The sequence below is a fragment of the Cellulomonas sp. P1_G12_2 genome (assembly GCF_056405535.1).
The window spans coordinates 632382-644830 of record NZ_JBFUBX010000001.1 but is presented as its reverse complement, the minus strand read 5'-3'; the positions used below and the strand labels follow the sequence as shown (position 1 = coordinate 644830).

Below are 12449 nucleotides of genomic sequence, written 5' to 3'. Positions count from 1 at the left end.
ACACAATTCACAGGGACGGGCCGCTACGCTTTCGCCGTGCACCCCGAACCACCCGCCGCCCCGCCCGCACCGACCACCCCGGTGCAGGGCCTCGACGACCTCTACGACATCGCCCGGCTGGCCGACCGGCTCGGGGTCGAGCACGCCACGATCCGGGTCTGGCTGTCCCGCAAGGTGCCGTGGCTCCCGCAGCCGGACGGGCGCCTGAACGGCGGTGCCGTCTGGCGCGCGACGACGCTCGAGGGCATCGAGATGCGCCGCGAGCGGGGTCGCCCGGGCCGCAAGCCGAAGTTCGTGCCGGCCCAGTCCGCGGCGGACGTCCCGCGCACGGGGATGATCCCCGTGGTCCCGATGAAGGAGACCGTCTAGAGGACGGTCAGGCGCAGCGCACCCGGGGCCGACGCCGGCACCACCGGCCGCACCGGGCGCACCGGGCTCACCCGCTCGTACCGCTCCCCGGGAGCGGGCCGTGGATCGGGCTCCCCCGCGTTGGGCCACAGCGAGATCGCCCGCTCCGCCTGCGCGGTGATGGTGAGGGACGGGTTGACCCCGAGGTTGGCGGAGATCGTCGAGCCGTCCACCACGTGCAGCCCGGGGTAGCCGAACACCCGGTGGTAGGCGTCGACCACCCCCTCGTCCGGGGAGCGCCCGATCGTGCAGCCGCCCAGGAAGTGGGCGGTCATGGGCACGTCGACCACCTCGCCGAGGCTGCTCGCCGCGAAGCCGCCGAGGTGCGCGGCCATCCGGCGGTAGGCGGCGTTCGCAGCCGGGATCCAGGTCGGGTTGGGCTCACCCTCCCCGGGGGTCGACGTCAGCCGCGTGGTTCCCCGCCACGTCCGCCGCAGCCGCACGGTGATCGAGGCGCCGCCGGTCTGCATGACCAGCCCGATGACGGTCCGCTGCGACCAGCTGCCCAGGCCGAGGAGCAGCGACGCCACCTGACCGGGGTGGCGCAGCACGTTGCCGAGCCAGCGCACCGGTCGGGGGACGCGTCCTCCGCCGTCGGTGAGGACCGTGCTCAGCAGGCCCATGAGGTTGGACCCGCGGCCGTACCGGACCGGCTCGAGGTGGGTGTGGTCGTCGAGGTGCACCGAGGACGTGATGGCCACTCCGCGCGTGAGGTCCGGCCGGCGTCGCCACCCGCGCCACCGCGTCGCTGCGCCGCCGAGCGACTCGCTGTTGGTCCGGGTCAGCTCCCCGAGCCGGTCGGACAGCCGCGGCAGCGTGCCGTCCCCCTTCATCCGGTGCAGCAGCTCCTGGGTGCCCCACGTGCCGGCCGCGACGACCACCTGGTCGGCGGTCACGGTCCGGTCGCCGCCCCTGCGGCCCGTGCGCCTGGTGCGGACCTCCCACTCCTGACCGCGCGGGCGCACCGAGGTCACGGTCGTCTCGGCGACCACCCGGGCCCCCGCGCGCTCGGCCAGGTACAGGTAGTTGGTGGGCAGCGTGTTCTTGGCGCCGTGGCGGCAGCCCGTCATGCACTCGCCGCACTCGAGACAGCCGCGCCGCTCCGGGCCGGCACCCCCGAAGAAGGGGTCCGGCACCCGCGCGCCCGGTGTCCCGAACACCACGCCCACCGGCGCCAGCCGGAACGAGTCCCCGACGCCCAGGTCGACGGCGGCCTTGCGCACGATCTGGTCGGACGGCGTGCACGTGGGGTTGTCGACGACGCCGAGCATCCGGCTCGCCTGGTCGTAGTACGGCGCCAGCTCGGCGCGCCAGTCGGTGATGCCGGCCCACTGGGGGTCGGCGTAGAACGCGTCGGACGTGGGCCGGTAGAGGGTGTTCGCGTAGACGAGCGAACCGCCCCCGACGCCCGCCCCGGCGAGCACCACGACGTCGGGCAGCACGTGGATCCGCTGGATGCCGAGCCAGCCCAGCCGCGGCGCCCAGAGGAACCGGCTGACGTCCCACGAGGTGCGCGGCAACGTCTCGTCGGTGAACCGTCGGCCCGCCTCGAGCACGAGGACGCGGTAGCCCTTCTCGACCAGCCGCAGGGCCGCCACGGACCCGCCGAACCCGGAGCCGACGACCACGACGTCGTACTCGGCCATCTCCGCCTCCTCGCGCTGGAGGCCCGATCGTAGGCTCACCTCATGGGTGCGCAGGCCGACCCGACACGCGCCGCCGACGTGGCCGAGGCGATGCGCGAGCTCGCCCGTGAGCGGTTCCTGCCACCGGAGCAGCGCGCCCGTGCGGCGGAGGACCACCCGCTGCCCCTCTGGCACGGGCAGACCAGCTCGCAGCCGAGCACCGTCTCGTTCATGCTCCGGCTCCTGCAGGTGCCCGTCGGGGCGCGGGTGCTCGACGTCGGCTCCGGCTCCGGCTGGACGACCGCGCTGCTCGCGTGGCTCGTCGGTTCCCGCGGCGAGGTGCTCGGGCTGGAGCTGGACCCCGAGCTGGCCGAGTGGGGTGCGGAGAACCTCGACGCGTGCGACCTGCCCTGGGCCCGCATCGAGCCGGCGACCCCGGGTGCGCTCGGCCGGCCCGTCGACGGCGGGTGGGACCGGATCCTCGTCTCGGCGTCGCCGCGCCGGCTGCCGACCGCCCTGGTGGACCAGCTCGGCGACGACGCGCGCATGGTGATCCCGGTGCGCTCGACGATGCACCTGGTCGAGCGCAGGGACGGCCGGACGGAGATCACCACGCACGGGTCGTTCGTGTTCGTGCCGCTGCGCTGAGGGCGCAGGTCACGAACAGGAAACGATCATTTCGCCAGAAGGTGACGAATGCCGTACCTGCCAGTAACGTGCACCGGGCGTGCGCCTGCGTGTGACTACCGTCACGTCGCGGCGCACGCCAGTCGATACTCCTCGAGCCAGGGATGCGCACATGCCACGTCGACCCGTCCTCGCCGCCCTCACCGCGCTGTCCATCGCGGCCACCACCGCGTTACTCGGCGCCGGAGGCGCGTCGGCGGCACCCCCGCCGACAGGGACGGGCTTCGAGATCACGAAGCCGGGTGGCGGCCAGACGGAGCTCAAGCCCGGCCGGTACATCGTCACGCTGGCCGACGACGCGGCCGCCACCTACGACGGCGGCGTGAGCGGCTTCGCTGCCACCGCGCCCGAGGAGGGCGACCAGCTCAACGCCCGCAAGGCGCCGGTGAAGAGCTACCGCCAGCACCTCACGGAGAAGCAGGAGGCGGTGGCCGAGGCGGCCGGCGTCACCATCGATGCGTCCTACACGCTGGCTCTCAACGGGTTCTCGGCGGACCTGACCGCCGGCCAGGCGGCTGAGCTCCTGGCCGACCACGACGTGGTCTCCGTGGTGCCGGACGAGCTCCGGCACGTCACCGCGGAGCCGTCGACGTCGTTCCTCGGGCTCGAGGGACCGGGCGGCGTGTGGGAGGCCGTCGGCGGGGCCGACCAGGCCGGTGCGGGCGTCGTCGTCGGCGTGCTGGACACCGGCATCGCGCCGGAGAACCCCGCATTCGCGGGAGACCCGCTCGGCACCACCGCAGGCGCCGAGCCCTACCTCGACGGCACCGCCATCGCCTTCCAGAAGGGTGACGGCAGCGTCTTCCGGGGCGTGTGCCAGACGGGCGAGCAGTTCACCGCCGCCGACTGCTCCACCAAGGTGGTCGGCGCGCGCTACTACGTCGAGGGCTTCGGCGTGGACAACCTCGGCGACGCGACCGTGGGCGAGTACATCTCCCCGCGGGACGGCGACGGGCACGGGTCGCACACCGCGAGCACCGCGGCGGGCAACGTGGCGACCCCGACCTCCATCGGCGGGATCGACTTCGGCACCTTCACCGGTGTGGCCCCGGCGGCACGCATCGCCGCGTACAAGGTCTGCTGGACCGGCCCGGACCCGGCCGTGACCACGGACGACGGCTGCACCACGACCGACATCCTGTCCGCCATCGACCAGGCGGTCGCCGACGGCGTCGACGTCATCAACTTCTCGATCGGTGGCGGCGCGGCCACGAGCGTCGCCGCGCCCGAGGACCAGGCGTTCCTCGGTGCGGCAGCGGCCGGCATCTTCGTCGCGGTCTCCGCGGGCAACGACGGCCCGGGTGCCTCGACGACGGACCACGCGTCCCCCTGGTACACCTCCGTGGCCGCCTCGACGATCCCCAGCTATGAGGCCACGGTCACGTTCGGCGACGGCCAGGCCTTCGCCGGTGCGTCGATCACGGTCGACATGGACCCGGCCGCCGAGCCGCTCACCGGTGCGCTGGTGAACTCGACAGCCGTGGCCCTCGCAGGCGGCACCGATGCGCGACTCTGCGCACCCGGTTCGCTCGATCCGGCGCTCGTCCAGCCGGGCACGATCATCGTCTGCGACCGCGGGGTCTACGACCGCGTCGCCAAGTCCGCCGAGGTCGCACGCGTCGGCGGCATCGGCATGGTGCTGGTCAACGTGACGCCGGGCTCGATCGACACGGACTTCCACTCGGTCCCGACCGTGCACCTCAGCCACGTCTACCACAGCGCAGTCGTCGCCTACGCGGCCACCCCGGGCGCCACGGCCACCTTCATCACGGGCAACGCGCTGGGCACCACCCCGCCCACCCCGCAGGTGGCCGGCTTCTCCTCGCGCGGCCCGGTGCTCGCCGGCGGCAGCGACATCATCAAGCCCGACATCGCGGCACCCGGCGTCTCGATCCTGGCGGCCGGAGCCAACGCCGAGGGCGGGGACCCGACGTTCCAGTTCCTCAGCGGCACCTCGATGGCGTCGCCGCACATCGCCGGCCTCGCGGCCCTGTACCTCGGCGAGCGTCCCAACGCGACGCCCGGTGAGATCAAGTCCGCGATGATGACGACCGCGTACGACACCGTCGACACGGCGGGCAACCCCGCGACCGACCCGTTCGCCCAGGGCGCCGGCCACGTCGACCCGACGAAGTTCTTCGAGCCGGGCCTGCTCTACCTCAACGGCCTGTCGGACTGGTACGCGTACCTGGCCGGCGTCGGCTACAACGTCCCGGTCACCCCGATCGACCCGAGCGACCTCAACATCGCCTCGATCGGCATCGGCAGCCTCACGGCACCGGAGACCATCACCCGCACGGTCACCTCGACGCAGGCCGGCACCTTCACCTCCTCGGTGCAGGGTCTCTCGGGCATCGGCGTGGTCGTCGAGCCCGCGACGCTGGAGTTCGGCGCCGCAGGCGAGACGAAGACGTTCTCGGTGACGTTCAGCCGGACGGACGCGGCTCTCGACGAGTTCGCGACCGGCTCGCTCACCTGGACGTCGGGTGCCACGACCGTGCGCAGCCCGATCGCCGTGCAGCCCGTCACGATCGTCGCCCCGGCGTCGGTCGAGGGTGAGGGCGTGACCGGATCGGTCGCCGTCGAGGTGACCCCCGGTGGCGACGGTGACATCCCGCTGGCGACCACCGGCCTGTCCGCCGGTGAGCTGCTCGCCGACCCGACGGGTACCGAGACCGAGCACAGCGGGTCCGGCACGACGGGCGACACCGCGCAGTACCTCGTCGACGTCCCCGAGGGTGCGCAGTACGCGAGGTTCGACCTCGACGCGCTCGACGACACCGCCGACCTCGACCTGATCGTCTACCTGCTCGACGCTGCCGGGAACCCGGTCGCGGGCTGGCAGTCGGCGACCGGCTCGGCCGACGAGCGGGTCAACCTGCTCGCCCCCGACGCCGGGACCTACGCGGTCCTCGTCGACGTCTACAGCGCGCCGAACGGCGTCACCTGGGACGCCACGGTCACCTCGGTGGTCGAGGGTGGGGCGCCGCTGGCGCTCGACCCGGCGGTCCTGTCCGGCGTGCAGGGCATCCCGGTGACGTACACCGCGTCCTGGGCCGACCTCACGCCGCGGACGACCTACCTGGGTCTCGTCAGCTACGGCGACACCGGCGAGTTCACGGTCGTGCAGGTGGCCACCGGCGAGCCGGCGACACCGACGACCACGACGCTCGCGGTCACCGGCGGGAAGAAGGCCGGCCAGGAGCTCACGCTCACGGCCACCGTCGTCCCGGCCGAGGCCACCGGCACCGTGACGTTCCTCGACGGGCAGACCCCGATCGGTTCGTCGGCCGTCACGGCCGGCAAGGCGACCGTGAAGGTGAAGCTCGGCGCCGGGTCGCACTCGCTTACTGCGAGCTTCGCACCCACCGCCGGCAGCGGGTTCGCCGCGTCGACGTCGGCGGCCGTCCCGGTGGAGATCGCCAAGTCGTCCTCCACCACCACGTTCACACTGGCCAAGTCGTCGGCCCAGTACGGGCAGACGACGAAGGCGACGATCGTGGTCACGGGCGCGACCGCTCCGCCGACCGGCACCGTCGAGATCAAGGACGGCGGGGTCACCATCGCGACCGGCACGCTCACCGTGACCGGCCTGCGGGGGGTCGCCGAGCTGGTGGTCCCCGGCACGCTCTCGGCCGGCAACCACCGCCTGGTGGCTGTCTACTCCGGCAACGCGGACGTGTCCGGGTCGCAGGCGGAGAAGCGGTTCACGGTGACCAAGGCGCCCGCCAAGGCGTCGCTCACGGCGACGTCGTGGACCGTCTCCAAGGGCGCAAAGCCCGTGCTGACCATCACGGTGTCCGGCGCGAAGGGCGCACCCGCGCCCACCGGCTCGGTCACCGTCCTGCTCGGCCTGCACCGGGTGGCCACCGTGCCCGTGACCAACGGGGTCGCCACGGTGACCCTGCCGGCCGTGCAGCGCTCCACCCTGGTCATCGCGACCTACAGCGGGGACGGCGGCTACTGGCCGACGGCCACCTCGCACGCGCTGACCGTCAGGCGCTGAGCCTGACGGCTCGGTGACGAGGGCCGCGTCGACCTCCGGGTCGGCGCGGCCTTCGCGTGTCCGGGGGTCAGTTGCCCGTGCGTACTGAGACGCCGACCGGGCGATCCCGGGGTGTCCGGGTCAAGCGACGGGCCCGCGCGGTCGATACTCGGCACATGGGACTGTTCCGACGCGCAGAGATGCCGACCGACGGGTCGACGGTGCCGCACCCGCACACACCCGGGGACGACACCCGCTCCGTCCAGGTGGAGCCGCTCAACCCCGCCGAGCTGGTGTGGGCCGCGCAGCACCGCGAGATCATCACCGGCCTGTGCTCCGGGACGGTCGACACCCAGACCCTCGGCGACCTGTTCGACCGCGTCCAGGCGATCTGGTTGCAGTCCGACGAGCGCGACCGCACGGACCCGGAGCCGCTGGTGCACGCGTTCGGCGTCACCCTGGGCGACCTCGTCGCGCAGCGGGTGCCGGGCCTCGTGTGGGGTTCCGCGCGCGGTGACGGCTCCCCCGAGCTGGTCCTCACGCACGCGGAGCACGACCTCGTGGTGTTCCCCGTGGCTGCCGTGGGGCAGTCCTGGGGCAGCGCTCCGGTCGGCTGGGTGGCGGAGTACGTGACCGAGGCGTCCGAGGGCGCCCTCGCGATCCTGGCCCGGGACCGCCAGCCCCACTGACCGTCCTCAGAACAGGACGTCGGGCTCCAGGGCCGCGGTCGGGACCGACGGTTCCGGACCGGCGTCGCGCACGCCGCGCGCCGCGATGCCCGCGAGCTCGTCGGCCCGCTCGTTGAACTCGTCCCCGCGGTGACCGCGGACCCACACGAAGCTGACCGCGCCGGGCCGCTGCGCGATCTCGGAGTCGATGGACTGGATCAGGGCGAGGTTCTGCACCGGTCCGCCGGCGGCCGTGCGCCAGCCCTTGCGCTTCCAGCTGTGCACCCACTCCGACGAGCACTTGATCGCGTACTGCGAGTCGGCCTGGATCACCAGGGGCTCGTCACCGGGGTGCGACCGGATGGCCTCGAGGACCGCCATGAGCTCGGCGACCTGGTTGGTGCCCGACGGGTGACCGCCGCTGGCGGAGCTGCCGTCGTGGTTCGCCCACGCCCAGCCGATCGCCCCGCCGGGGTTGCGCAGGCAGGAGCCGTCCGTGCTGACCGTGATCACGGGGGGTGATTCTGCCCTGCCGGCGGAGGGTCGCTGCACCCGAACGGGGGCATTCGTGGACACAAGTGCTCATGTGTCCCGGCGATCTGGCCGATACCCACGCATGACGACGTTCGACGACACGGACTTCTTCACCGACGCGTTCACCGGGTTCGGTGCCGACGAGGCGCCACGGCGTCGCTCCAGCATGCTCACCGCGCTCGTCCTGGTCGCCGCCGCGGCGCTCGTCGCGGGCGGCATGATCTGGGTCCGGCTCGCCCAGATCCCGGCCGACGTGGACCCTGTGGACCCGGCGACCACGCTCGCCGTGTTCGAGCGACCCCAGCGTTCTGCGGACGTCGTCGGCGCCGATGATCTCTCCGGCAGCCAGATCGACCCCGACAGCACCCGGCTGCTCGCCACGACATCCGACACCCGCTACTACGCGGGCGTCTCGCAGAGCCAGCTGCTCTGCGTGCTGACCCTCACCGAGGGCGAGCTGCCGAGCACCGGGTGCACGTCGACCGACGGCGGCGTCGTGCACTTCGGCATCGGCGACGAGCTCATGCTCGTGAACGCAGGAGAGCCCGCCCCGGCCGGCTGGCACGAGGCGGGCCCCCAGGTGTTCCTGAAGGACTGACGCCGCTCACTCCTGCGGCAGGCGCAGCCGCGCACCGAGCGCCGCGGCGCCGATGACCGCACCCGCGCAGGCGAGCACGATGTCCTTCAGCACGTACTGACCCGTGAGGGTCGGTCCGCCGGCGGGGAACAGCTCGCCGTAGAAGAGCACGACCGGCGACATGATGCCGACCAGTGCAGCGGCGAGGACGACCAGGCCGGTGCGCAAGAACAGACCCGTGACCAGCGTGAGCCCGATGACGGTCTCCATGATCGCGGTGAGCAGCAGCGCCGCCGTGGGGCCGACGAGGCCGAACGTCAGCGTGCCGATGGTCCGCTCGGCCAGCTCCGCCGCCGGGCTCATGCCGGGGAAGAACTTCAGGACGCCGAAGCCGAGGAACACCAGCCCGAGGCTGATCCGCAGCGCGGTGATCGAGTAGCGGGTCAGCACGCTCGCCAGTCCGCCGACCGCGCGGTCGACCATCGAGGCCGGCGGGAGGGCGGGAGCGAACGTGTTGCTCGGCACGGGGGCCGACGTCCGCGCCGCGGGTCGCGCGGTGGACGTCAGGGTGCGGGCAGAGGACATGGGACGTGCCTTTCCGGTCGAGACCCCGGGGTCGGGGCGCAGGGTGCCGGGGATCTCCGGCGGGGGCGTGGCTACCGGTCGGTAACGCACGTCCCAGCAGGAGGACGCCTGTCCATGTCTGATACGTCCGATTTCGTTTCCGTCCCTGACTTTCACCCGCTGAGGGCGTCCACCACCCTCTTCACGCTCGACGACAGCCCCCACGCCTGCGCCAGCGTGACGAGCGCCTCGGCGTCCGCGACGACGCTCGGCAACCGGTCGTCGAGCTCCCCCACGGGCGCGTCCGGTGCCACCCGGACGACGGCCGGCGCGACCGCCAGGTAGTCCGCCGCCTCGATCAACCGCTTCCGCTGCGTCGCGGTCAGCCCGGCGTCGCCGGCGTCGCGCGCGGCGAGGATCCCGTCCAGCGACCCGTACCGGTGCACCAGCTGCGCGGCCGTCTTCTCGCCGATCCCCGGCACACCGGGCAGCCCGTCGCTCGGGTCCCCGCGCAGCACGGCCATGTCGGCGTACCCGGGTCCCGACGCGACCGCGTACTTCTCCTTGAGCACCGCCTGGTCGATGGCCATCAGGTCCTTGATGCCCCGGATCGTGTAGAGCACCCGCACCGGCACGCTGTCGTCGACCAGCTGGAACAGGTCCCGGTCCCCCGTGATGACGTCCACGGGCGCGCGGTCCTTCTTCGCGACCTCGCGCGCGACCAGGGTGCCGATGACGTCGTCGGCCTCGTAGCCGGGCACCCCGACGCGCGCGATGCCGAGCGCCGCGAGCACCTCGACGATGATCGGCACCTGCGGCGACAGGGTGTCCGGCACCTCCTCGACGCCCGTCGTGCCGGGCACCTCCACGGCCACCCGGTGCGCCTTGTACGACGGGATCGCGTCGACGCGGAACTGCGGGCGCCAGTCGTCGTCCCAGCACATGACCAGCCGCGTCGGCCGGTGGTCGTTGACCAGCCGCGCGATCATGTCGAGCAGCCCGCGGACCGCGTTCACGGGCGTCCCGTCGGGCGCCTTCACGGAGTCGGGAACGCCGAAGTACGCCCGGAAGTACAACGACGCGGTGTCCAGCAACAGCAGCTTCTCGGTCCGCTCACCCATGCCCGCGAGTCTGTCAGCAACCGCCGACCATGTCGTTGACTGCGCGACGAGGCCCGATACCGGCTCTGATCACATGCTCGGGACCGCGGCCCCGGACGAGAACAGCGTGGGTCGCTCTTCGGGGGGTCAGAACGCGACTCACGTTGTTCCCGGCGGGCATGACGAAGGCCGGTCGGCATCCCCTCCGACGCCGGCCGGCCTTCGTGCTCTCTCCGCAGAGCTTCCGGGGGGAGTCAGCCCGCTGCGGAGAAGTCCAGCTGGTCGTCCACGACCGCGATGACGCTCCACGTGACACCGTCGGCGTCCGCGAGCTCGTACGTGGGCACCAGCACCGACGCCCCGGTCGGCAGGGTGGTCAACGCGACCCCCAGCCGGGCGGAGACCAGCGTGACCTCCTGCACCGGCCACGCCAGCGGGCTCCCGGCCTCCGGCGTGGCGGGAACGGTCGGCTCGGTCATCTCCGGGGAGACGACGGAGTCGTCCGCCGCGCGCATGCCCTCGGCGGCCAGCGGCATCACGCCGCCCCCGCCCGAGACGCCGAACCGCGGGTCGCCCAGGCGCTCGACGGCCTCGGTCGGGCTGACGACGTCGTACGTGCCCAGGTCCACCATCGGCGCGAGCGGTGCGTACACCGACTGCACCCCGTCGGCGACGACCGTGACGCTCGCGGTCACCCCCGTGAGCTGCCCGTCGAGCGACTGGCTGGCGGTGACGTAGGTGAGCTGCGGGGTGGACGGCTCCGTCGAGACCGCGAACTCGTAGCCGGCGGTGTCGATGCCCAGCGACGCGAGCACGTCCTTCGCCTGCTGGGCCGCAGCGTCCCCCGTCGGCGCGTTCACGGGGGTCGGGCACTTGGACTGTCCGCCGTCGATCGCCGGCTCCGGGAGCGCGACCCCGCCGTCGGCAGCCCCGCCCTCCACCGACCCGCCGCTGTCGGGTGCCGAGACCGCGCAGTTCCACGGGTCCCGCGTCGGGTCGTAGTACGACAGGCTCGCGAGGCCGTCCGGGGACAGCGACACGGACGGGGCGGAGCCGTCGTTCGGGCCGACCGTCCAGGTGCCGTACTCCAGCCGGGGCTGCCCGGCCACGCCGAGCGCCGCCGCGGCAGCGACGACCGTCGCCTCGGAGTACGTGCCCGCCGCGTCGAAGCCCCGGGCCTCGCCCGAGCCGCCCTCGGTGGACAGCCCGTCGGCGGTGAACACCGTCCGGCCCCCGTACCAGGGGTACATCAGCTTGGCGGCGTCCTGCCCACCCGCGGCCATCGACGTCGCGGCCTCGTCCCGGGCGGCCTCGGGGGCCGGCGCCTGACCGAGCGTGATCGCCGGCGCCGACGCCACCGTCTCCGGCGCGTTGGTGAGGCCGAACGCGTAGCTGCCCCCGCCGATCACGGCGACGCCTGCCACCGCGGCGGCGATGGAGAGCCAGCGCGGTGCACGCCGGCTGCGGCGCGCCGCGAGCTCGTCCTGCGGGGCGGACACGGTGACACCCGTGCCCTCCGCCACGGCCGCGTAGAGCGCCGGCAGGTTCGGCTCGCTGCCCGCGGCGGGGTCGGCCGCCTGGACGCGGGCGAACGCGACGTCGTCGGTGGGCTCGTTGTTCGTTCGGTCGTCCACGATGCTGCCTCCTGGTCCGGGTGCGGTGCTCCTCTACCCCTCATGTGTGCCGAGGGGCCCGCACCTTGCAGCTCAGGACTCGGCAGCCGCCCATACCTCGCGCAACCGGGCCCGTGCCCGGCTGAGCGCGGCGTCCGCCCCGCCGCGGCCGATGCCGAGCACCTGGGCCAGCGCGTCGCCGGTGAGCCCCTCCCACGCGTTGAGCAGCAGGACCTCGCGGTCGCGGGCACTGAGGGCGCCGAGCACCTCGCGCACGCGCTCCTCCTGCACCGCACGCACGGCCGGGTCGTCGGAGTCGATCTCGTCCGGCACGTCGGCGACCGGGATCGGCCGCCCCTTGCGGCGGTGGTTGGCGACGACGAACCCCGCGGTCCGGTACAGCCAGGGCAGCTCGGCGCCGTCGGGGACGTCCGCGCGGCGGCGCCACGCGACCGTCAGCACGTCGGCCGCGAGGTCCTCGGCCTCGTCGCGGCCCGCGCGACGGACGACGAAGCGGTGCACCGCGGTCGCGTGCTCGCGGACCAGCGCCTCGAACCAGGCTGCGTCGTGCCCGCTGTCCCCGACGTCGGTCGGCACGTCGCCGGTCTCGCTGTCCGGCGTGCTCGATGTCCGCGACGGCACGGTGCTCCCCTGGTGGTGGTCGGACGAAGGCCTACACCTGCACTCT

At 73.3% G+C, this 12449-nt stretch carries 11 protein-coding genes; 5 read left to right on the top strand and 6 right to left on the bottom strand.

The features are described 5' to 3' along the window. The first annotated feature begins 36 nt into the window (after window positions 1-36). Window positions 37-369, top strand: coding sequence for a hypothetical protein (locus tag AC1DXT_RS03155; protein WP_477059914.1), 333 nt, complete (start codon window positions 37-39; stop codon window positions 367-369). On the opposite strand, the gene AC1DXT_RS03150 is transcribed toward AC1DXT_RS03155, so the two are convergent. Further along, complete coding sequence (locus AC1DXT_RS03150) at window positions 366-2054, bottom strand: FAD-dependent oxidoreductase (protein WP_477059913.1); 1689 nt, start codon at window positions 2052-2054, stop codon at window positions 366-368. The two genes, AC1DXT_RS03155 and AC1DXT_RS03150, sit on opposite strands and share 4 nt — an antisense overlap. A 42-nt stretch (window positions 2055-2096) precedes the next feature. Here AC1DXT_RS03150 and AC1DXT_RS03145 point away from each other — a divergent pair, with 42 nt between their 5' ends. The 3 genes from AC1DXT_RS03145 to AC1DXT_RS03135 all read left to right on the top strand — a co-directional run bounded on the left by AC1DXT_RS03145 (window position 2097) and on the right by AC1DXT_RS03135 (window position 7394). Then, window positions 2097-2681 carry a protein-L-isoaspartate O-methyltransferase family protein gene (locus AC1DXT_RS03145; RefSeq protein WP_477059912.1) on the top strand — a complete coding sequence of 195 codons (585 nt, stop codon included), beginning with the start codon at window positions 2097-2099 and terminating at the stop codon, window positions 2679-2681. Between the two features lie 151 nt (window positions 2682-2832). Further along, on the top strand, window positions 2833-6726 hold the full coding sequence (locus AC1DXT_RS03140; RefSeq protein ID WP_477059911.1) for a S8 family serine peptidase: 3894 nt from the start codon (window positions 2833-2835) through the stop codon (window positions 6724-6726). A gap of 155 nt (window positions 6727-6881) precedes the next feature. Next, entirely contained in the window at window positions 6882-7394 is a 513-nt protein-coding gene (locus tag AC1DXT_RS03135; protein WP_477059910.1) for a DUF3806 domain-containing protein, read from the top strand. Window positions 7395-7400: 6 nt separating this feature from the next. On the opposite strand, the gene AC1DXT_RS03130 is transcribed toward AC1DXT_RS03135, so the two are convergent. Continuing rightward, complete coding sequence (locus AC1DXT_RS03130) at window positions 7401-7886, bottom strand: ribonuclease H family protein (protein ID WP_477059909.1); 486 nt, start codon at window positions 7884-7886, stop codon at window positions 7401-7403. A 103-nt stretch (window positions 7887-7989) separates the two neighbouring features. On the opposite strand from AC1DXT_RS03130, the gene AC1DXT_RS03125 reads away from it, so the two are divergent. Continuing rightward, on the top strand, window positions 7990-8505 hold the full coding sequence (locus AC1DXT_RS03125) for a hypothetical protein (RefSeq protein WP_477059908.1): 516 nt from the start codon (window positions 7990-7992) through the stop codon (window positions 8503-8505). Between the two features lie 6 nt (window positions 8506-8511). Here AC1DXT_RS03125 and AC1DXT_RS03120 read toward each other — a convergent pair whose 3' ends face one another. The 4 genes from AC1DXT_RS03120 to AC1DXT_RS03105 form a co-directional block, all read right to left on the bottom strand. After that, complete coding sequence (locus tag AC1DXT_RS03120) at window positions 8512-9069, bottom strand: DoxX family protein (protein ID WP_477059907.1); 558 nt, start codon at window positions 9067-9069, stop codon at window positions 8512-8514. Window positions 9070-9221: 152 nt separating this feature from the next. Further along, entirely contained in the window at window positions 9222-10169 is a 948-nt protein-coding gene (locus tag AC1DXT_RS03115; protein WP_477059906.1) for a 5'-3' exonuclease, read from the bottom strand. A 233-nt stretch (window positions 10170-10402) separates the two neighbouring features. Further along, on the bottom strand, window positions 10403-11782 hold the full coding sequence (locus AC1DXT_RS03110; RefSeq protein ID WP_477059905.1) for a hypothetical protein: 1380 nt from the start codon (window positions 11780-11782) through the stop codon (window positions 10403-10405). A gap of 72 nt (window positions 11783-11854) precedes the next feature. Further along, on the bottom strand, window positions 11855-12403 hold the full coding sequence (locus AC1DXT_RS03105; RefSeq protein WP_477059904.1) for an RNA polymerase sigma factor: 549 nt from the start codon (window positions 12401-12403) through the stop codon (window positions 11855-11857). Window positions 12404-12449: the final 46 nt, after the last annotated feature.

Excerpts from the sequence above, each read along its gene's own strand:
- AC1DXT_RS03135 (WP_477059910.1), top strand. The coding sequence starts at position 6,882 with ATGGGACTGTTCCGACGCGCAGAGATGCCGACCGACGGGTCGACGGTG.
- AC1DXT_RS03145 (WP_477059912.1), top strand. The coding sequence starts at position 2,097 with ATGGGTGCGCAGGCCGACCCGACACGCGCCGCCGACGTGGCCGAGGCG.
- AC1DXT_RS03115 (WP_477059906.1), bottom strand. The coding sequence starts at position 10,169 with ATGGGTGAGCGGACCGAGAAGCTGCTGTTGCTGGACACCGCGTCGTTG.
- AC1DXT_RS03140 (WP_477059911.1), top strand. The coding sequence starts at position 2,833 with ATGCCACGTCGACCCGTCCTCGCCGCCCTCACCGCGCTGTCCATCGCG.
- AC1DXT_RS03125 (WP_477059908.1), top strand. The coding sequence starts at position 7,990 with ATGACGACGTTCGACGACACGGACTTCTTCACCGACGCGTTCACCGGG.
- AC1DXT_RS03150 (WP_477059913.1), bottom strand. The coding sequence starts at position 2,054 with ATGGCCGAGTACGACGTCGTGGTCGTCGGCTCCGGGTTCGGCGGGTCC.
- AC1DXT_RS03120 (WP_477059907.1), bottom strand. The coding sequence starts at position 9,069 with ATGTCCTCTGCCCGCACCCTGACGTCCACCGCGCGACCCGCGGCGCGG.